The 19,657-nt window shown below is 66.8% G+C and carries 16 protein-coding genes; 5 read left to right on the top strand and 11 right to left on the bottom strand.

The annotated features are described in order from the left end of the window. Positions 1 to 153: 153 nt before the first annotated feature. The 3 genes from ACVXZ4_RS02930 to ACVXZ4_RS02920 form a co-directional block, all read right to left on the bottom strand. Positions 154 to 1,176, bottom strand: coding sequence for a LacI family DNA-binding transcriptional regulator (locus ACVXZ4_RS02930; protein WP_461798053.1), 1,023 nt, complete (start codon positions 1,174 to 1,176; stop codon positions 154 to 156). Positions 1,177 to 1,719: 543 nt separating this feature from the next. Further along, positions 1,720 to 2,949 (bottom strand): multidrug effflux MFS transporter, encoded by a 1,230-nt coding sequence (locus ACVXZ4_RS02925; protein WP_461796746.1) that lies wholly within the window; start codon positions 2,947 to 2,949, stop codon positions 1,720 to 1,722. 53 nt (positions 2,950 to 3,002) lie between these two features. Next, positions 3,003 to 4,217: an ROK family protein gene (locus tag ACVXZ4_RS02920; protein WP_461796745.1), complete on the bottom strand. Its 1,215-nt coding sequence runs from the start codon at positions 4,215 to 4,217 to the stop codon at positions 3,003 to 3,005. A gap of 98 nt (positions 4,218 to 4,315) precedes the next feature. Here ACVXZ4_RS02920 and xylA point away from each other — a divergent pair, with 98 nt between their 5' ends. Next, complete coding sequence (xylA, locus tag ACVXZ4_RS02915; protein ID WP_461796744.1) at positions 4,316 to 5,506, top strand: xylose isomerase; 1,191 nt, start codon at positions 4,316 to 4,318, stop codon at positions 5,504 to 5,506. Between the two features lie 28 nt (positions 5,507 to 5,534). Further along, entirely contained in the window at positions 5,535 to 6,953 is a 1,419-nt protein-coding gene (xylB, locus tag ACVXZ4_RS02910) for a xylulokinase (RefSeq protein ID WP_461796743.1), read from the top strand. A gap of 23 nt (positions 6,954 to 6,976) precedes the next feature. On the opposite strand, the gene ACVXZ4_RS02905 is transcribed toward xylB, so the two are convergent. From ACVXZ4_RS02905 to ACVXZ4_RS02890, 4 genes are all read right to left on the bottom strand, one after another. Continuing rightward, positions 6,977 to 8,074, bottom strand: coding sequence for a Gfo/Idh/MocA family protein (locus tag ACVXZ4_RS02905; protein ID WP_461796742.1), 1,098 nt, complete (start codon positions 8,072 to 8,074; stop codon positions 6,977 to 6,979). Next, on the bottom strand, positions 8,059 to 8,769 hold the full coding sequence (locus ACVXZ4_RS02900) for a ThuA domain-containing protein (protein WP_461796741.1): 711 nt from the start codon (positions 8,767 to 8,769) through the stop codon (positions 8,059 to 8,061). The genes ACVXZ4_RS02905 and ACVXZ4_RS02900 overlap by 16 nt, the downstream gene beginning before the upstream one ends. A gap of 31 nt (positions 8,770 to 8,800) precedes the next feature. Then, entirely contained in the window at positions 8,801 to 9,994 is a 1,194-nt protein-coding gene (locus tag ACVXZ4_RS02895; protein WP_461796740.1) for a Gfo/Idh/MocA family protein, read from the bottom strand. Positions 9,995 to 10,128: 134 nt separating this feature from the next. Further along, positions 10,129 to 11,151: a LacI family DNA-binding transcriptional regulator gene (locus ACVXZ4_RS02890; protein ID WP_461796739.1), complete on the bottom strand. Its 1,023-nt coding sequence runs from the start codon at positions 11,149 to 11,151 to the stop codon at positions 10,129 to 10,131. 201 nt (positions 11,152 to 11,352) lie between these two features. On the opposite strand from ACVXZ4_RS02890, the gene ACVXZ4_RS02885 reads away from it, so the two are divergent. The 3 genes from ACVXZ4_RS02885 to ACVXZ4_RS02875 all read left to right on the top strand — a co-directional run bounded on the left by ACVXZ4_RS02885 (position 11,353) and on the right by ACVXZ4_RS02875 (position 14,599). Then, positions 11,353 to 12,672, top strand: a complete 1,320-nt coding sequence (locus ACVXZ4_RS02885) for an ABC transporter substrate-binding protein (protein ID WP_461796738.1) — start codon at positions 11,353 to 11,355, stop codon at positions 12,670 to 12,672. A 77-nt stretch (positions 12,673 to 12,749) separates the two neighbouring features. Next, positions 12,750 to 13,712 carry a carbohydrate ABC transporter permease gene (locus tag ACVXZ4_RS02880; RefSeq protein WP_461796737.1) on the top strand — a complete coding sequence of 321 codons (963 nt, stop codon included), beginning with the start codon at positions 12,750 to 12,752 and terminating at the stop codon, positions 13,710 to 13,712. After that, positions 13,709 to 14,599 carry a carbohydrate ABC transporter permease gene (locus ACVXZ4_RS02875; RefSeq protein WP_461796736.1) on the top strand — a complete coding sequence of 297 codons (891 nt, stop codon included), beginning with the start codon at positions 13,709 to 13,711 and terminating at the stop codon, positions 14,597 to 14,599. The genes ACVXZ4_RS02880 and ACVXZ4_RS02875 overlap by 4 nt, the downstream gene beginning before the upstream one ends. Here ACVXZ4_RS02875 and ACVXZ4_RS02870 read toward each other — a convergent pair. From ACVXZ4_RS02870 to araB, 4 genes are read right to left on the bottom strand one after another with little or no spacing between them, the layout of a single operon-like run. Then, the gene (locus ACVXZ4_RS02870) at positions 14,596 to 15,594 is read right to left on the bottom strand and encodes a LacI family DNA-binding transcriptional regulator (protein WP_461796735.1); all 999 of its coding nucleotides are present in this window, start codon (positions 15,592 to 15,594) and stop codon (positions 14,596 to 14,598) included. The two genes, ACVXZ4_RS02875 and ACVXZ4_RS02870, sit on opposite strands and share 4 nt — an antisense overlap. Before the next feature lie 36 nt (positions 15,595 to 15,630). Next, complete coding sequence (gene araA / locus ACVXZ4_RS02865) at positions 15,631 to 17,151, bottom strand: L-arabinose isomerase (protein ID WP_461796734.1); 1,521 nt, start codon at positions 17,149 to 17,151, stop codon at positions 15,631 to 15,633. Beyond that, positions 17,148 to 17,825 carry an L-ribulose-5-phosphate 4-epimerase gene (locus ACVXZ4_RS02860; RefSeq protein WP_461796733.1) on the bottom strand — a complete coding sequence of 226 codons (678 nt, stop codon included), beginning with the start codon at positions 17,823 to 17,825 and terminating at the stop codon, positions 17,148 to 17,150. The genes araA and ACVXZ4_RS02860 overlap by 4 nt, the downstream gene beginning before the upstream one ends. Then, a complete protein-coding gene (gene araB / locus ACVXZ4_RS02855) occupies positions 17,822 to 19,504 on the bottom strand; it encodes a ribulokinase (RefSeq protein ID WP_461796732.1) in 1,683 nt (560 codons plus the stop codon). Before araB ends, ACVXZ4_RS02860 begins: the two co-directional genes overlap by 4 nt. Between the last annotated feature and the right edge of the window lie 153 nt (positions 19,505 to 19,657).

Genomic DNA, 19,657 nt, shown 5'->3' with positions numbered 1-19,657 from the left:
ACTCCGTCCGGCCGGTGGCGACCTCGCCATCGGCAGTCGTTGATTCCCGCTGCCTGAAAAGTGTTCTACAACGTTGTAGGTAAACGTTGTAGGAACATCTTCCTGAGCAGCCGGACCGATGTCAAGAGCACATCGCGAATCGGTGCCGAGCAGTTACCCGGCGAGCACGCCCGTCGACTCCCGCGCCACGACCTGGAAGTCCGAGAGATATTCCCGGGGTGGGATCTCCGCGCCCGGCCGGGAGATTCGCTCGAGGAGGTACGCCACCGCCACCCGAGCGATCTCCTCCCGTCCCGGGTTGATGGTCGACAGGGTGGGGAGGGTGTAGCGGGTCTCGTCGATGTCGTCGAATCCGATCACCGAGACATCCTGCGGAATGCGGATGCCCGCCTCCTGCATCACGCGCATTCCGCCGAGCGCCATCGAGTCGTTGAACGCGACGACACCGTCGAAGTCGACGCCAGAGGCAAGAAGCGACCGCATCCCCTCCGCCCCACCAGAGCGGAACCACCCTCCGACCTCGCAGACGAGACGTTCGTCGTACTCGATGCCCGCGGCATCCAGTGCCTCGCAATAGCCGCTCAGCCGCAGTCCGGCCGAACCGATCACCTCGCCACGGTGAGCGCCGAGAGCGACGATCCGGCGGCGCCCGAGTGAGATCAGGTGCTCGGTGGCCGCACGGGAGGCCTCGGTGTTGCGCATCGTGACGTGGTCGGTCGGGCCATGGAAGATGCGCTCACCGAGTAGCACCATCGGCACCTGCACCTGGTCGAGCAGGTGTGCATCGCTCTCGCCGAGGGCCAGCACGCTGTACAGCACGCCGTCGACCATCTGCATTCGGGGGCCTCGGAGCAGCGCGAGCTCGCTCTCGCGGGTGTCGCCCGATTGCTCGATGATCACCGAGAGACCCTGGTCGGCGGCGGCGCGCATCACGGCATCCGCGAGTTCGGCGAAGTAGGCATTCCTCAGGTCGGGGATGATGAGGCTGATGACCCCGGTGCGCCCGGAACGCAGCCCGCGAGCCGACAGATTCGGGCGGTACCCCAGCTCCTCGATGGCGTCGAGCACGCGCTGCCGCGTCTCCGGCCGGATGTAGGGGTAGTCGTTGACGACGTTCGACACGGTCTTGATCGAGACGCCGGCGACCCGCGCGACATCATGCATCGTGATCGACATCGCACCGCTCTCCCGCAGACTCTCCACCGGCGCAGAATCCGTCGCCTGATGTGAGAGTACAACGTTGTCATTGCCTCAGCAGTCAGAGGTGGTGTCCGCTGCAGACCACACTGGCGCTGCCCCGCCCACCCCGCCGCGCCCCGCCACGCTCCGCCGCGCCCCGCCACGCTCCCGCCACGCTCCCGCCACGCCCCGCCACGCCCCGCCCCGCCCCGCACGCTCCTGCCACGCTCCCGCACGAAATGCAGGATCACCCGTGACTGGAGTGACACATGAGCCTCATCCGCAACATCCGTCACAACAATTCCTGCATTTCGAGCAGGCAGGCACTGAAGAGCGGCCCCGGCGAGCGGCCTCAGCCTCGGCAGCACCCGGCCCCACTCCCGCCACGCTCCCGCACGAAATGCAGGATCACCCGTGACTGGAGTGACGCATGAGCCTCCTCCGCAACATCCGTCACAACAATTCCTGCATTTCGAGCGGGCAGGCAGGCAGGCATGCAGACACGCATGCAAGCACTGAAACAGACGAGGTGCGTGCCGGTCAGTGCCCGAGGGCCGGCACCGTTCGGGGCCGCACGACGAACCAGAGTGCGAGCACGGATACCGCGGAGGTCGCCGCCATCACCGTGCCCATCGGCACCGCATTGTGGATGCCGAACAGCCCGACGATCGGCGAGATCAGGCCCGCGAGCCCGAAGTTCACCGCTCCGAGCACGGATGCCGCCGTGGCTGCCTCCCCCGCGTGATTCACCAGTCCGAGCACCTGCACGAGCGGGAACCCGAACCCGCACGCGGCGATGAAGAACCACAGCGGGATCAGGATGCCGAGCAGCCCGACATGGAGCGCGTCGAGAAGAACGATCGTGAGCGATGAGACGAGCAACACCGCGGTCGAGCAGGCCAGGATCCACTGCGGCCCGACCCGGCGCACGAGGCGGGAACTGATCTGCACTCCCGCCACCACTCCGAGCGAATTGATCGCGAAGAGCAACCCGAACTCCTGGGCACTGAGTCCGTACACCTCCTGGAACAGGAACGACGATGCCGAGAGATAGGCGAACAGGCCCGAGAAACTCATCGCCCCGATGATCGCGACGCCGACGAAGATGCGGTCGCTGAAGATCGCCCCGTAACGCTCGCGCGCGGTGCTGTGGCCGGTGTCCGCGCGACGGGCCGGGGGAAGGGTCTCCACGATGAAGAACACTGCAGCGAGCACGACGAGCACGCCGTAGGCCGTGAGGAAGACGAAGATGCCCCGCCAGTCGACGATGCGCAACAGCTGGGATCCGATCACCGGCGCGAGGATGGGAGCGAGCCCGCTCACCAGGGCGAGTCTCGACAGCATCCGCACCAGGGGTACGCCGCCGAAGAGGTCTCGCACGAGCGCCATCGCCACAACGCCGCCGGCCGCCGCGCCCATCCCCTGCAGCACCCGGAAGAACCCGAGCCAGACGATGTCAGGCGAAAGCACCGCCCCGAGGCTCGCGAGCACATGCAGCGAGCTGGCCACGATGAGCGGGATGCGGCGGCCCACCTTGTCGCTCCATGGACCGACAAGCAGCTGGCCGACTCCGAACCCGATGGTCGTTGCCGTGAGCGTGAGCTGGATGATCGCCGGGGTCACGCCGAGGTCGTGCTGCAGGGCAGGGAAGGCCGGAAGGTAGAGGTCGATAGTGAACGGCCCGAGGGCGGTCAGCGCTCCGAGCACGAGCACATAGACGAGGCGCTGGCGCCGGGAAAGGGAGTCTCCGGGGTGAAGGGTCGTGGTCACTTAGAGGATCAACCGGCTCGGACGCAGACTATTCCCGGCAATTTCCCAGCGCATCACGGTCGCACCGGCGGGCCGACCGAGGCGGGATCGGCGATCAGGGTCTCGAAGACCAGCTCAGCCGCCCCGACCAACAGGAGGTCGGAGCCGAGTCGCGTGCGTACCACCGTCACCGATTCCCGCGAGGCCGCCAGCGGCTGCGTCGCGAGCAGCGCGTCGAGATGGCTCGGATCGACCGCATACAGCGAAGCGAGGAACCCGCCGAGGACGATGAGCCGGGGGTTGAGCATGTTGATGGCATTGCGTAGTGCCACGCCGAGGAAGTCGAGTTGCCGGCGCACCTCCGTGCTCACCGCCGGATCCGTCGAGGTGCTGAGCGCGACCTCGAGTTCGTCGCCGTCTGCGTTCGAGAGACCCACGAGCGCAAGCAGGTGTTCCCGACGCACCTCGGTTTCGAGGCATCCGCTCGCCCCGCAGTGACAGGGGATCCCGTCACCGGTGACCAGGGTGTGCCCGAGTTCGCCGGCGTATCCGGCGGTACCTCCGAGCGGCTGTCCCCCGGAGACGATGCCTCCGCCGATTCCGCTGGCCCCGCCATTGAGGTAGATGAGGTCCCGGATGTCTCGCGCGGCGCCGAAGGTGCTCTCGGCACGGCTGCCGAGGTGGGCGTCGTTTGCGGCGACGACGGGCATCCCGGTCGCGGCGGCGAGCAGCTCGGCGAAGGGCTCGTCGTGCCAGCCGAGATGCGGCGCCAGCCGTACCAGCCCGTCCCGTGTGCGCACCAGACCGGGGATCGCGGCTCCGATGCCGCGGATCCGATACCGGGGATCGAGGTCGACCCGCAGCTTCGCGATTCCCTCCGCGGCGATGTCGACTGCCTCGCGCACCTTCGGAGGGTGGTCGACCGGATACCGCACCCGCTCGACAACGGATCCGCCCAGCCCGACCACTCCGATCGTCACGGCGTCGATCTCGGGGTTGACGGCGATTCCGACGGTGGAGGGGTCGGGTCGAACCATCGGGCTCGGCCTTCCGACCCGGTTGCCGGGGTCCGGCTCCCCCTCGATCGTGAGACCGAGCGCCACGAGCTCCGACACCAGCGCAGCGATCGTCGAACGATTGAGGCCGGTCTGCCGGGTGAGCTGCGATCTCGAGAGTCCGCGGTTGCGGTGGACGAGCTCGAGAATCACCGACAGGTTGTGTCGACGCAGGGAATCGTTGCTGTTGCCCCGCCCCATCGGTGGGTCGTCGATCGTCGTTGGGGAAGGCATGTCAGAAGGATATGTTGTTTGAGTCTCGAAATTCGGCACGACCCCTGATATGTTCTCCACAACAACAAATCATCGATGACGCTGAAGGATTCACCGCTATGGCTCCCACCCCCACCCGTGACGACAAGTTCTCCTTCGGCCTCTGGACGGTCGGTTACAACGGATCCGACCCCTTCGGCGGACCCACCCGTCCCCCTCTCGACGTGGTCGAGGCCGTCACCCGCCTCGCCGAGCTCGGCGCCTACGGCCTGACCTTCCACGACGACGACCTGTTCGCCTTCGGCTCGTCGGATGCCGACCGCCAGAAGCAGATCGACCGTCTCAAGCAGGCCCTGAGCGACACCGGGCTCATCATCCCGATGGTCACCACGAACCTTTTCAGCGCCCCCGTCTTCAAGGACGGCGGCTTCACCTCCAACGATCGGGGAGTACGCCGGTTCGCGATGCGCAAGGCTATGCGCCAGCTCGAGCTCGGTGTCGAACTCGGCGCGAAGACCTTCGTAATGTGGGGCGGCCGCGAGGGCGCGGAATACGACTCGGCCAAAGACATCCGCGGCGCCCTCGAGCGGTATCGCGAAGCCGTCAATGTGTTCGCCCAGTACGTCACCGACAAGGGCTACGACATCCGGTTCGCGATCGAGCCGAAGCCCAACGAGCCGCGCGGCGACATCCTGCTGCCCACCGTCGGCCACGCTATCGCGTTCATCGAGACCCTCGAACGGCCCGAGCTGTTCGGCGTGAACCCCGAGGTGGGGCACGAGCAGATGGCCGGCCTCAACTTCACCTCCGGCATCGCCCAGGCGCTCTACCAGGGCAAGCTCTTCCACATCGACCTGAACGGCCAGAAGGGCATCAAGTACGACCAAGACCTGGTCTTCGGACACGGCGACCTCGCCAACGCCTTCGCGCTGGTCGACCTTCTCGAAAACGGTGGCGCGAACGGCGGGGCGAGCTACGACGGACCGCGGCACTTCGACTACAAGCCGAGCCGCACCGAAGACATCACCGGCGTCTGGGATTCCGCCGCGGCGAACATGCGCACCTACCTGCTGCTCAAGGAGCGGGCCGCGGCCTTCCGCGCCGACCCGGAGGTGCAGGAGGCACTCGCGGCCTCCCGCGTCGCTCAGATTCAGGAGACCACCCTCGCAGCGGGCGAGACCTACGACGACCTGCTCGCCGATCGCGGCGCCTACGAGGACTTCGACACGGATTCGTACTTCGGCGGCAAGGGCTTCGGCTTCGTGCGTCTCAACCAGCTGGCGCTCGAGCACCTGCTCGGCGCGCGCTGACCCCGGATCGCGGGCGGAGCGAGCAAGCATGACACGGGTCGCCGGGGTCGATTCATCGACGCAGAGTTGCAAGGTCGTGATTCGCGACACCGACACCGGTGAGGTGGTGCGCTCCGGCCGGGCGCCGCACCCCGAGGGCACGGAAGTCGACCCGGCAGCGTGGTGGGATGCCCTGCTCGCCGCGATCGACGACGCGGGCGGCCTCGCCGACGTCGCCGCCATCTCCGTCGCCGGCCAGCAGCACGGCATGGTGGTCCTGGATGCCGAGGGTCGCGTCATCCGTCCAGCCCTGCTCTGGAATGACACACGTTCGGCACAGGCGGCACGCGATCTCATTTCCGAGGTCGGCGCCGAGGAGTGTGCGCGCCGAACCGGCCTTGTACCCGTCGCGAGCTTCACAGCGACCAAGCTGCGGTGGCTGCGGGACACAGAGCCCGAGAATGCGGCACGGGTCGAGGCGGTCCTGCTTCCTCACGACTGGCTCACGTGGCGGCTGCGCGGGTTCGGCCCCGAGAGCGAGAGCGTCTACGGTCCGCGGCTCGAGGAGCTCATCACAGACCGGTCGGATGCGAGCGGCACCGGCTATTGGAACCCGAACTCCGGGCGGTACGACTTCGAGATGTTCGAGCTCGCCCTCGGGCATCCGGCGATCCTCCCCCGGGTCATGAAGCCCGGTGCGCGGGGTGGCGAGACCGCCGCCTTCGCGAAGCACGGCATCCGCCTCGGCCGGGTGATCGGGGTCGGCGCGGGCGACAACGCCGCCGCGGCGCTCGGGCTGGGTGCCGGCCCTGGCGATGTCGTCGTCTCGATCGGCACAAGCGGCACCGTCTTCGCCGTCACCGAGACCGTGTCGGCCGACCCCTCCGGCACGGTGGCCGGATTCGCGGATGCGAGCGGCGCGTTCCTCCCGCTCGTCGCTACCCTGAACGCTGCGCGCGTGATCGACTCGGTCGCTGGCCTGCTCGGTGTCGACCACGCCGAACTCGGCCGGCTCGCCCTCGAAGCCCCTCCCGGCGCCGGAGGCGCGGTGCTTCAACCGTATTTCGAGGGGGAACGAACCCCGAACCGGCCCGATGCAACCGCAACCCTGTTCGGCCTCACCCTGGCATCCACAACCCGCGCCAACCTCGCGAGGGCCGCCATCGAGGGGATGCTGTGCGGGCTCGCCGACGGACTCGACGCGATCCGCGCGCAGGGCGTCGATGCCCGGCGCATCCTGCTGATCGGTGGCGCCGCCCAGAACGAGGCGGTCGCGACCATCGCCGGCCAGGTATTCGACCTGCCAGTCGAAGTGCCGTCGCCGGCCGAATACGTTGCCTTCGGTGCGGCAGTGCAGGCCGCCTGGGCGCTCACGGGCTCGCGCCCGGACTGGGCGCTCGAACTCTCGGCGCGCCCGGCTCGAGACACGCGCGCGGTCATCCGGGAGCAGTACGCGGCGCGCGACTGACCGCAGCGCGGCGAGCCCGCGGCTCACCACCCGTTGGGCGTCGCCCCGAAGGGCACGGGCTCCGGTCGCGCGACCGTGCTGGTGAGCTCGACCACCCGGTGCTCGCGCGCCGCACGGAGCACGGCATCCATGATCTCGAGCACATGGAAGCCCAGTTCCCCCGATGCCCGGTGCGGCCGATCGGTCTCGATCGCGTGCGCGAGATCCGCGAGGCCGACGCCGCGTCCGGCATCCGCGTACCCCGCCGACGCGGGCACCTCCGTCCATTCCGGCTCGGCTACCGTCCAGACTTCCACCGGGTCGGAGAACCGGTTGGGATCCGGCACCGCGATCGTGCCGGTCGTACCGTAGAGCTCGAACAGGGGGGCGCGTGAGGCCCATACTTCGAAGCTGACCGTGAGGGTCGAGGTGACCCCGTTCGCATGTTCGAGGATCGCACTGACGTGCGTGTCGACATCGACGGTGATGCTGCTGCCGGCCCGATCACCGGTGGCGATCGTGCGCTCCCGGTTCGACCGCGTCGCGACGCCGGAGACTCGGATCACCGGTCCGAGCAGCGTGACAAGGGTGGTGAGGTAGTACGGGGCCATATCGAACAGCGGACCGCCGCCGGGCTGGTAATAGAACCCGGCCGCCGGATGCCAGAGCTCATGGCCCGGCGCGCTCCAGTGCACGGCTGCGGCGACTGGCTCGCCGACTGCACCCGAGTCCAGCAGCGCCCGCGCGGTCTGGACGCCCGTGCCCAGCACTGTGTCCGGAGCACTGCCCACGCGCAACCCGTTCCGGCTCGCGAGCTCGAGCATCGCCACCGCTTCGTCGGGGTGCAGTGCCAGCGGCTTCTCGCCGTAGACATGCTTGCCCGCCTCGAGCGCACGGGTCGCGATCTCCACATGCGCCGCCGGAATGGTGAGGTTCAACACCGCGTCGATGCGTGGATCGGCGAGCAGCGCGTCGACGCTGAGAGCCTCGACTCCCTGCTCCGCCGCCACCTCGGCAGCACGGACCTCGTTGACATCGGCGACCGCCACCACCCGCAATCCGGTCAGTTTCGGGAATTCCGCGAAGTACTGTGCGCTGATCGTGCCGACGCCGACGATTCCGATATTCAACGTGCCGCCCACAGGAGGCCCCTCTCCACAATCGTGCGTACATTCGGGTCATCGAGAACCTCGAGCCGATGCCCGGGAGCAGAGACGAAGATCCGGCCCTTCCCCCACTGCCGTGTCCAGATCGCCGGAGCGGTGACCGGACGATTCCAGGCGTCCCAGGGGCGAACGGATTGTGTCGTCGTCGCGAGCACGTCGTTGTACTCGTCGCTCAACACCCAGTACTGCTCCGTCACCAGGTCGAAGTCGTCGATTCCACGAGTGATCGGATGCTCGCGCCCCAGCTCCGTGATGTGCACCGTATACGGGATGTAGTTGTCGGACTGCTCACCGGTGCGCTCGGCCGGATCCTTGCTCGCATGATGGGCGAACTGCCCGCCGATCATGTGCAGGTAGTCCGCGTTGTCACGGTACGAGTCGGCGATTCCGCCGTGCCATCCGGCCATCCCGGTGCCGTCAAGTACGGCCCTCTGCAGCCCGGCGAATTCGTCCTTCGTGATGGACGCCATGGTGTTGATCTGCAGGATCAGGTCGACGGTGCCGAGGTAGTCGGCATCCGTATACACGGCGGGTGACTCCTCGATTCGCACCGTGAATCCGTTCGTTTCCAGGAACGGAATCATCGAGTCGGTGGTCTCGACGGGTTGGTGACCGTCCCAGCCGCCGCGCACGATGAGCGCCGTGCGCCCCCTTGGTGTTGCCGATGTCATCGAGTTCTCCTCCTCGGAGCGAGACTGCCGCTCATGATTGCTGCATTTCAGATCTGTCGTCGACGGCGATCCACGCGCTCCCGGCCGCCGAACTGGCTTCGACCGCCTCCAGCACCCGCTGCACCTGCAGCCCCTCGTCGAACGAGGGGCGCGGCTGGACGCCCGCCGCGATGTCGCACACCAGGTCCCGCACCTGGTGCGAGAACGGGTGTTCGTACCCGATACCGTGCCCGGTCGGCCACCAGGCGGCCATATACGGATGCTCCGGCTCTGTCACGAGGATGCGGCGGAAGCCACGCAGGCCCGCCGGGTCGGTGCTGTCGTAGAACTCGAGTTCGTTCATCCGCTCGAGGTCGAAGGCGAGTGCACCCTCCGACCCGCTGAACTCGAGACGGAAGGCGTTCTTGCGCCCGGTCGCGAATCGAGTGGCCTCGAAAGACCCGAGTACCCCGCCGTTCAGCCGGGCCGTGAACAGCGCGACGTCATCCACTGTCACCCGCCCTCGCTCGGTCGACGCGGTGCCACTCAGCCCGATGGCTTCTGCGAGCAGCGGCCGTTCCGACACGAGGGTCTGCAGGATGCCGCTCACGCTCTCCACGCTCCGACCCGTGACGAACTGCACCGCATCGATGGCGTGCGCCCCGATGTCTCCGAGCGAACCCGAACCCGCGAGTTCCCTGTCGAGCCGCCACGTCATCGGGCCGTCCGCATCCACCAGCCAGTCCTGCAGGTAGAGGGCGCGCACCTGCCTCAGTTCGCCGATCCTTCCGGCCGCGACCAGGTCGCGGGCGAAGGTGATCGCGGGCACCCGCCGATAGCTGAAGCCCACCATGGCGTACACGCCGCGCCCGGCCGCACGCCGGGCCGCTTCGGCCATCCGCTCGGCTTCCTCCACCGTGTTCGCAAGGGGCTTTTCGCAGAGCACGTGCTTGCCGGCCTCGAGCGCTGCGATCGCTATCTCGGCGTGGGTGGAACCGGGGCTGCAGATGTCCACGAGATCGATGTCGTCGCGCTCGATCGCCCGCCGCCAGTCGGTCTCTGTCTCTGCCCAGCCGAATCGCTTGCCGGCGGCCTCGACGCGCGAGCGGTCGCGACCGACGATCACCGACATCCGCGGCTCGACCGGAAGGTCGAAGAAACGAGGGGCCACGCGCCACGCCTGAGAATGGGCAGCCCCCATGAAGCCATAGCCGATGAGAGCCACACCGAGCGAGGGACGACTCATCTGCGCAGACTCCTTCGCCGGGTTGGCCGGGGGCGTCACAGTCCCCGGTGCGTGTGCCGTTACGTTATCCCGGTCGCAAGCGTCAACGCAAGTTTTCTCGAAATTGACGGAAATATGTCGCCGAGTTCACGAACTCATTGGCGCGGGGGCGCCGTGCTCTCCCGCACCACGAGACTCGTCGCGAGGTCTATCCGCACGAGTTTGCGATGCGGATCGTCGCGCAGCGCGAGCACGAGGCGCGTCGCCTGCTCGGCCATCTCGATCAGCGGTTGGTGCACCGTCGTGAGCTTCGGCCCCATCCAACTTGCGCTCGGCACATCGTCGTAGCCCACCACCGAGACGTCGTCCGGCACCCGTAACCCCAGCAGGCGCGCGGCTTCATAGACCCCGAACGCCTGAAGGTCGTTGCCGGCGAAGATCGCGGTCGGTCGGTCCGGCATCGTGAGGATCCTCGTGCCTGCGGCGACGCCGTCCTCGTAGTGGAACTGGCCACCATCGATCAGCGTCGGATCGAACGCGATCCCCGCCTCTTCCAGTGCGGACCGGTAGCCCGACAGCCGCGCTCGCGAGCACAGCATCTCCGACGGGCCGTTCACCATGGCGATGCGGCGGTGCCCCAGCTCGATGAGGTGACGGGTCGCGGCGAGGCCGCCCGACCAGTTGCCGGAACCCACCGACGAGACATCCGGATCCGGATCCCCGGCCGGATCGAGCACGACGAAGGGGATGTTGCGGGTCGCCAGCTGCCGTTTGTGGTCGACGGACAGGTTGGAGAAGAGCAGGATGACTCCGACCGGTTGCCGTCGCAGGATCCCGTCGATCCAGCCGGGAGCGAGCGATAGTCGCTGGCCGCTCTCGGTCAGGATGACACTCAACCCGTTCTGCCGCGCGACGCCTTCCACTCCACGGATGATCTGGAGCGACCACTCACTGTCGATGTTGTCGAACACGAGCTCGATGAGCTTGCCCTGGTCGTGCGCGGCACCGCGGCGGCTGTAGCCCGCGGTATGAAGTAGTCCTTCGATTCGCTCGCGCACGGCATCCGAAACACCGGTCCGGCCGTTGAGCACCTTCGACACCGTCGACATCGACACCGACGCATCGCGGGCGATCTCTGCCAGCGTGGCCCGGCCGGACGAAACCTTTTGCTCGCTCATTCGCTCATGGTAGTGGGCATCCGACGCTTTGCTGGCGTGAGTGTGCAGGTCGGCCGCATGAATTCTGTTGACAACGCTCCCGAAGCATTGAATACTGATGCCGTCGCAGCACGAAACCTTTTCACAAATAGAGCGACACATGCATCCAAAGACGAATCATGGCCGCCGCCACTGGCGACGGCGGCTGGAAAGGACACTGTCATGGCGACACAATCCACAGGATCTTCGTTCTCCAGGCGGCGATTCCTCGGAATCGCAGGTGGCGTCGCAGCGACCGCCGCACTCGCAGCGTGTTCCACCGGAGGCAGCTCCGGAGGATCCGCAAAGGCGATCAAGTTCTGGAACATGCCGTGGGGCGGCACCGAGTTCAACCCGCTCGATAAGAAGATCACTCTCGCGTACAAGCCGAAAGCGGGGATGGGCGCGGCCACCTACCAGGAGATCCAGTGGGCGAACTTCACCCAGACCTTCTCCTCCGCGGTGGCATCCAATACCGGGCCGGCCGTGAGTTCCGGCGGAGGAACGCAGGCGTTCCAATTCGCGGAGCAGGGCAAGATCGCCTACGCCGACGACCTCATCGACAGCTGGAAGAAGAACGGCATCTACGACGACTTCTTCGACGGGCTCGTGGACACCCTGAAGACCGACAAGGGGTACGCCGCTGTGCCGTACAACCTCGACGTGCGCGTCTCCTGGTACAACAAGACGCTGATGGAGGAGGCGGGCGTCGAGTCGCCGACGGACTGGGATTCCTATCGGGCCGTCTGTGCGGCGCTCAAGAAGAACGGCGTCTACGGGTTCGGTCTCGGGTCCGGTGCCGGCAGCTTCACCGGCAGCCACATCCTCACGGCGTTCATGATCAACAACGGCGGCGGACTATTCGATGGCGACAGTAAGCCGGACTGTGCGACTCCCGAGAACATCGAAGCCATGGACTTCATCCTGGACCTCGTGAAGAGCGGGTACAGCGACCCGGCATCCGCCACCTACACGAGCGCGAACGTGCAGTCGCAGTGGAAGGCGAAGAAGTTCGGATTCGGTTGGGACGGCGCGGGGCTTGCGGCCGGTGCCGTCGGTGATGTCGCCGGCGACCTCGTGGTCGGCAGCCCACTCACCAGCCCCAGCGGCAAGAAGGGTGGCCTGTACTTTCCGAACAACATCATGATGTACAAGAACACGCCGAGCCAGCAGGGCTCTGAAGCATTCCTCACGTACTACTACCAGAACATGAAGGAACTGTGGACGAAGAAGACGGGCATCGGCTTGCCGCCTCTGAAGTCGATCTCGGAGACCGCTGAGTTCCAGGCGGACCCCAACAACGTGAAGATCATCAAGGAATGGCAGCCCGTCTTCAAAACCTGGGCCGCACCCGGCGGATCGGGACTGTTCGCCAACGTCGCCAATACCGTCGACGGAACAGCACCGATGATCACTTTCGCGCAGTCGATCCTCGGGGGCAACACCACGTCGAAGGCCGCACTGACGGCGCTCCAGACCTCGATGGAAGGTCTCATGAAGTAACTCTCCGATTCGGGTGGGCCCAGCGTGAGCTGAGCCCACCCTTTTTCCCAGCGCAAAGACCTTCGAAGGAGAAGTACATGACGACCGAGTCCGTGACGGGAGCGCTGAGACGGGCGCGGAGCGGCGTGGGAAACGCCGGGTCGGGTCGACCGACGAGAGATCGCGAACGCCGGCGGAGGTTCACCCACTCGCGGGCTTTCGTCTTCTTCGTGCTTCCGTCGTTGATCTTGCTCGTACTGCTGAACCTGTACCCGGTGATCTATGCGGGCCTGCAGTCCCTCCGCAACGGAGACCTGCTCAGCGCCGGAAATTTCGTCGGACCGAACAACTATGTCGCGATGGTGCAGACACCGGCCTTCTGGCACGCGGCCGGATTCACCGTGGTCTTCACCCTCGTCGGCGTCTTCGGCAGCTGGGCGATCGGACTCGCCCTCGCCCTGCTGCTTCGCACCCGCATCCCCGCAGGTGGCCTGTTCAAGGTGCTGCTGCTGCTGCCGTGGGTGGTACCGGTCGTCGTCTCCGCCACCTCCTGGAACTGGCTGGTGGCAACGCCACAGTCGCCGCTTCCGATGCTGGCCCAGGCCCTCGGCCTCGGCAATGTGCTCTTCCTCGCCGACCCGCTGCTCGCCCAGGTGACGGTGTGCGTATTCAAGGTGTGGATCAGCTTCCCGTTCATGATGATGATGATGTCGTCCGCGCTCGCGTCGGTCGACGTGAATGTCTACGAGGCGTCGAAGGTCGACGGCGCGTCCGCGTTCCAGACCTTCACGCGGATCACTCTTCCGATGATCTCCCGCTCGACGTACATCAGCTGGATCCTCATGACGATCTTCTGTGTCAATGATTTCCCGAGCATCTTCCTGCTCACCGGAGGCGGGCCGGTCAACTCGACCCAGACGCTGGTCGTGCTCGCCTACTCGACGGTGTTCCAGAACTTCCAGACCGGCCCGGGCGTGGCGATCGCCTTCATGATGACCATCGTGCTCGTGATCATCGCCACAGTGCTCTACCGCCAGATCCGAAAGGTGAACATCGAATGAGCGTCGAAACCTCACGCGCCACCATCGTCCGCCAGGCTACGTCGACCTCCCGACCGGCCAAACGCCGCACCCTGACCCAGGCGCAGGAGCGGGGCAAGTGGTGGCGATTCGTTCTCATCCTCGTCATCGCCGCCATCGTGCTGGTGCCGATCGTGGCGGTGGTGCTGCTCTCCCTCGAGCCGTCGCTTGGCAGTACCGCCCGCGGAGTGACTCTGGAGAACTTCAGCAAGATCTTCACCGAGACATCGGTCGGCACCTGGCTCGCCAACAGTCTGGTCGTCACCATCGTCACCGTGCTCATCTCCGTGACTGTCGCGGCCCCCGCCGGGTACGTACTCTCCCGGGGGCGTAGCAAGCTCGTCTCCGGCTATTCGCTCATCCTGTTCATCGTGCAGTCGCTTCCCGTCGTCACGGCCGTGATCCCCCTGTTCATCCTGTTCGCCCAGATCGGCCTGGTCGACAACCTGGTCGGCGTCACGATCATCTACGTCGGCTCGACGATGTCGGTCGCGATCTGGATGATGGCGGCCTACTTCGACTCGATCCCGATCACCCTCGAAGAGGCGGCCTGGATGGATGGCTGCTCCGTCTTCGGCAGCTTCACCCGCATCGTGCTCCGCAATTCCCTGCCCGGGGTGCTCTCCACCGCGATCTTCGCGTTCCTCCTGGCCTGGAACGACTACCTGGTCGCCGTGGTGTTCCTGCGTTCCGACGAGAACTACACCCTGCAGATCGGCCTGCAGACGTTCTTCCAGCAGAACCAGACCAACTGGGGCCTGGTGATGGCGGTGGCCGTCGTGATGATGCTGCCCCCGGTGCTCCTCTTCGCCGCGCTCAACAAATATTTCAGCGTGGGCGGCATCGGCGGTTCACTCGCCGGGCGTTAGAGCGATCGAGCAGACCGCGCCGTCGACGCACGCTCCACCAGATGCGGGCTCGTCTTCACCGGATCGGTGACCATGCGACCGTCGAGCACCGACGAGACGGTGCCCATGATGCGGTGCCCGAGCTCGGTGAAGTCCTGGCGCACCGTCGTGAGCGGCGGAGAGAAGTGCGCGGCCTCCGGGATGTCGTCGAACCCGACGACGCTCACCGCGGAAGGCACCCCGATGCCCCGGTCACCGAACGAATGCAGCAGCCCGAGTGCCATCTGGTCGTTCGCGACGAACACCGCGGTGAAGTCACCATCGTCGACCAGCCGTTCGCCGAGGGCCCGACCGCTGTCGGCCGTCCAGTCCCCGTGTCGCGGCTCGCGCACCGGAAGGCCGCGCCGCGTCAGTTCGGAGCGCCACCCGCGTTCCCGCTCCCGGGCATCGAGCGAGCCCTCGGGGCCCGCAACGTGCAGGATGCTGCGGTGGCCGAGGTCGGCGAGATAGCCCGTGGCGAGCTCGGCCCCCCGGAACTGGTCGATCGAGACGCTCGGGAAACCGCCGTGCCCGCTCGAGTCGGCGGTGACGAGCGGGATGTCGAGCTCGAGCCCGTCGACCGCTTCGATCGACGAATAGTCCGAGGCGATCAGAACGATGGCCTCGACACGCTGCCGCAGCAGCACGTCGACGGCTTGCAGGATCTCGGCGCGATCGGCATCCGCCATGCTCGCCGTGATCACCTGGTAGCCGCTCTCGCGCGCCGCCCCATTGAAGGCCAACGCGATGCTCGCCGGGCCGTACAGCGGATTGCCGGTGCTCACCAGCCCGAGCGTGCGGCTCTTTCGGGTGGCAAGCGCACGGGCGACGGAGCTCGGCCGGTACCGCAATTCGCGGATGGCATCCTCGACTTTGGCCCGCGTCTGCGGCCGAACGGTGTCCTCGTTGTTGAGCACCCGCGACACGGTCTGGTGGGAGACGCCGGCGAGCCGGGCGACCTCCATGATGTTCGCCACGAATCGAAGGCTAGCTGATCACCGGCACGGGCCCCATCACAGCCGCTGGGCAAGGCGGTAGTACGCCTGGTTCCAGCGCAACTCGCGCCCGAAGTCGCGCAGGTTCGTGTTCTGGTCGATCACGACGAGCTCGTTCTTGGCGATCTCGGCGAAGTCCTCAAACACCTCGAGCCCCACGGCCGTCGACATGACGGTGTGATGGGCGGCGCCGGCGGTGAGCCAGGCCGCGGCGCTGGTCGCGAAGTCCGGCTGCGGCTTCCACACCGCACGCGCCACCGGCAGGCGGGGAAGCGGATGTGGCAGCTCGACGACCTCGACCACATTGGCCACGAGGCGGAACCGGTCGCGCATGTCGCTGAGCGCGACCACGATGGCGGGGCCGGCATCCGCATCGAAGACGAGCCGGACCGGATCCTCCCGGCCGCCGATTCCGAGCGGATGCACCTCGAGTCGCGGCTTCGATGTCGTGAGCGAGGGGCAGACCTCGAGCATGTGGGCCCCGAGGATGACCTCGTTTCCCGGCGTCAGGTCGTAAGTGTAATCCTCCATCAGGGAGGCACCGCCGGGCAGTCCGGACCCCATCACCTTCGCCGCGCGCACCAGCACCGCGGTCTTCCAGTCACCTTCCGCTCCGAATCCGTAGCCGTCGGCCATCAGCCGCTGCACGGCGAGACCGGGAAGCTGGCGCAGCCCGCCGAGGTCTTCGAAACTCGTCGTGAAAGCGCTGAATCCGCCGGCCTCGAGGAAGGAGCGCAGCCCGAGCTCGATGCGGGCACCGTAGCGCAGCGAGTCGTGCCTCTCGGCCCCCGGCAGAAGCTCGGGGGCGATCTCGTAGAGTTCGCCATACTCGGCGACCAGAGCGTCGATCTCGGATTCGGATGCCGCATCCACGGCTTCGACGAGATCGTTGACTCCCCAGGTATTCACCTGCACGCCGAACTGCAGCTCCGCCTCGGTCTTGTCACCCTCGGTGACGGCGACGAAGCGCATGTTGTCGCCGAAGCGCGCGAGCTTCAGGTCGTGGGTGGCGGCCCAGCCGGCGGCCGCGCGACTCCACGTTCCCACCTTCGCCGTGACATCCGGATTCGACACATGGCCGACGACCGTCTTGCGCGCGACGCCGAGACGGGTCTGGATGTAGCCGAACTCCCGGTCGCCGTGCGCGGCCTGGTTGAGGTTCATGAAGTCCATGTCGATGGTGGCCCACGGCAGCTCGACGTTGGCTTGCGTGTGCAGGTGCAGCAGGGGCTTCCGCAGCAGGTCGAGGCCGGTGATCCACATCTTCGCGGGGCTGAAGGTGTGCATCCAGGCGATCACGCCGATCACCTTGTCGGCGGCGTTGGCTTCGAGGGCGGTGCGACGGATGGCGTCGGAATCGGTGAGCACCGGCTTCCACACCACGCTGACCGGGATGTCGTCGGATACCCCGAGGGCGCGTGCGATCTCGCGCGACTGGTCGGCGACCTGGGCGAGGGTCTCTTCGCCGTAGAGTCCCTGGCTTCCGGTGAGGAACCAGACCTCATAGGTGGCGAGGTCGGGGATTATGGAGTTGCTCATTTCGAGTCCTTCTGTCCATAGACGTTCTGATAGCGGTCGAAGAGTGCATCGATGCTCTGCTGCGGGATCGGGATGACCTCCCCGAGCTGGCGCGCTATATGCACGGTGCGCGCGACATCCTCGGCCATGACGGCCGCCTTCACGGCGTCGCGAGGGCTCGAACCGATCGTGAAGACGCCGTGGTTCTGCATGAGCACAGCACGGGATCGGTGCCCGGTGAGGGTCGCGACGATGCCCTCGCCGATCGATTCGTCGCCGATTATTGCAAATGGGCCGACCGGGATCTCACCGCCGAACTCGTCGGCCTGGCCGGTGATGACGCAGGGTATCGCCTCCCCGCGGGCGGCCCAGGCGGTCGCGTAGGTGGAGTGGGTGTGCACCACCCCGTTGACCTCCGGCATGTTGCGGTACACGTAGGCGTGGGCCGCGGTATCGCTTGAGGGCGAATGCGATCCTTCGATCACCGTGCCGTCGAGGTCGCAGAGGATCATGTTCGCCGGGGTGAGATCGTCATATTCCACTCCGCTCGGCTTGATGACGAAGAGGTCGGCGCCCGGCACCCTGCCGGAGATGTTGCCGCCGGTCCAGATCACCAGGTTGTAGCGCACGAGCAGTTCGTGGAGGGTGGCGACGTCGGCGCGGACGGCGTCGATGGCCTGCTGGACAGCGGTCATGCGCGCACCGCATCCCGCTTCATGGCCTTGAGCCGATGCATCACGTCGTTGCCGCCGCGACCGAAGTAGTCGTGCAGGGTCGCGTACTCCGCGTAGAGGAGGTCGTAGGCATCCGCGTCCTCGGTGTTCGGGGTGTAGACGGCGCGATCGACCTTGCCCATCGCGCGACCCGCGGCGAGGACATCCGGGTACGCCCCGGCGGCCACCGCGGCGTGGATCGCCGATCCGAGCGCCGGCCCCTGATCGCTCGCGATGATCGAGATCGGCATCCGTAGCACGTCACTATAGACCTGCATGAGGAAGGGATTGCGCAGCAGACCACCGGCGACGATGAACTCCGTGACCGGCACTCCACTCGCGTTGAAGGTCTCCACGATGGTGCGGGTGCCGAACGCCGTCGCCTCGAAGAGCGCGCGATAGATCTCCTCCGGCCGCGTGGTGAGGGTCGTGCCGACCACGAGGCCGCTCAGTTCGTGATCGACCAGCACCGAGCGGTTGCCGCTCTGCCAGTCGAGCGCCACCAGACCGTGCCCGCCCACCGGCTGGTGTCGTGCGAGCGCGGTGAGGTGTTCGTGGATGCTGATGCCCGCGGCATCCGCTGCAGCGAAGTAGCTCGCCGGCACCTGGTTCTTCACGTACCAGGCGAAGATGTCGCCCACTCCGGACTGACCGGCCTCGTAACCGTAGAGCCCGGAGACGATACCGCCGTCGACGACCCCGCACATGCCGGGCACCTCGGTGAGCACGTCGGAGTTCATCACGTGACAGGTGGAGGTGCCCATGATCGCGAGCATCTGGCCGGGTTCGACGGCCTGTGCGGCGGGAGCGGTGACATGGGCATCCACGTTGCCGACCGCGACCGCGATCCCCGCGGGAAGGCCGGTCCACTTCGCCGCCTCCGCAGAGAGGGAGCCGGCGGATGCCCCGAGCTGGCCGATCTCGTGGGCGACCTTGTCGTCGGCGAAACCGGCGAAGGCCGGGTTGAGGGCGCCGAGGAATTCGCGACTCGGATACTGCCCGTCCTGCAGGATGCCCTTGTAGCCGGCGGTGCAGGCGTTGCGGATGTAGTGGCCGGTGAGCTGCCAGACGATCCAGTCGGCCGCCTCGACCCAGTGGTCCATGCGGTCGTATGCTTCCGGATCTTCCTCGAGCAGCTGAAGGCCCTTGGCGAACTCCCACTCGCTCGAGATGAGGCCACCGTACCGAGGCAGCCACGATTCGCTCCTCGCCGCGGCGAGCTCGTTGATGCGATCGGCCTGGCCCTGGGCGGCGTGATGCTTCCACAGCTTCACGTAGGCATGCGGGCGATCCTCGTAGCCGGCGACCTCGTTGAGCGGTGTGCCGTCCGCGAGGACGGGAAGAGGCGTGCTCGCGGTGAAGTCGGTGCCGATGCCGATGACGAGCGAGGGGTCGATTCCGGATGCCGCGATGGCGGCCGGTACCGCGATCCGGAGCACCTCGACGTAGTCGCCCGGCACCTGCAGCGCCCAGTCCGGCGGCAGGAGCGCACCGGTCGACGCGAGGACGGTATCCATCACGGCATGGGGGTAGTCGTGCGTGCCGGTGCCGAGCTCCGCGCCGTCCGATACCCGCACCACCACTGCGCGGCCGGAGAGCGTGCCGAAGTCGACGCCGATGACGTATTGCTCGGCCGGGCTGTCGGGCGTTGCGGAACTCACCTCAGGGACTCCTTTGTCGTTCGGGGTCGGTATCTGTTCGACCAGAATGTGAGCGATCACATTGGGAACGAGACTAACGTTCCCCCGGCGCAATCCGCAACCCCGCCCAGATGCTCCCCGCCCCGCGATCCGAACCGGCTCGCTCCCCCGCTC

The sequence above is a fragment of the Lacisediminihabitans sp. FW035 genome (assembly GCF_054880895.1).
Note: the sequence above shows the minus strand (reverse complement) of the source record. Positions and strands in the feature narration are given on the sequence as shown.

What these genes read in the sequence shown, in the direction of transcription:
- ACVXZ4_RS02880 (WP_461796737.1), top strand. Translation starts at nt 12,750, where the DNA reads ATGACGACCGAGTCCGTGACGGGAGCGCTGAGACGGGCGCGGAGCGGC.
- ACVXZ4_RS02875 (WP_461796736.1), top strand. Translation starts at nt 13,709, where the DNA reads ATGAGCGTCGAAACCTCACGCGCCACCATCGTCCGCCAGGCTACGTCG.
- ACVXZ4_RS02920 (WP_461796745.1), bottom strand. Translation starts at nt 4,217, where the DNA reads ATGCCTTCCCCAACGACGATCGACGACCCACCGATGGGGCGGGGCAAC.
- ACVXZ4_RS02930 (WP_461798053.1), bottom strand. Translation starts at nt 1,176, where the DNA reads ATGTCGATCACGATGCATGATGTCGCGCGGGTCGCCGGCGTCTCGATC.
- ACVXZ4_RS02890 (WP_461796739.1), bottom strand. Translation starts at nt 11,151, where the DNA reads ATGAGCGAGCAAAAGGTTTCGTCCGGCCGGGCCACGCTGGCAGAGATC.
- araA (WP_461796734.1), bottom strand. Translation starts at nt 17,151, where the DNA reads ATGAGCAACTCCATAATCCCCGACCTCGCCACCTATGAGGTCTGGTTC.
- ACVXZ4_RS02895 (WP_461796740.1), bottom strand. Translation starts at nt 9,994, where the DNA reads ATGAGTCGTCCCTCGCTCGGTGTGGCTCTCATCGGCTATGGCTTCATG.
- ACVXZ4_RS02885 (WP_461796738.1), top strand. Translation starts at nt 11,353, where the DNA reads ATGGCGACACAATCCACAGGATCTTCGTTCTCCAGGCGGCGATTCCTC.
- xylB (WP_461796743.1), top strand. Translation starts at nt 5,535, where the DNA reads ATGACACGGGTCGCCGGGGTCGATTCATCGACGCAGAGTTGCAAGGTC.
- ACVXZ4_RS02900 (WP_461796741.1), bottom strand. Translation starts at nt 8,769, where the DNA reads ATGACATCGGCAACACCAAGGGGGCGCACGGCGCTCATCGTGCGCGGC.
- xylA (WP_461796744.1), top strand. Translation starts at nt 4,316, where the DNA reads ATGGCTCCCACCCCCACCCGTGACGACAAGTTCTCCTTCGGCCTCTGG.
- ACVXZ4_RS02860 (WP_461796733.1), bottom strand. Translation starts at nt 17,825, where the DNA reads ATGACCGCTGTCCAGCAGGCCATCGACGCCGTCCGCGCCGACGTCGCC.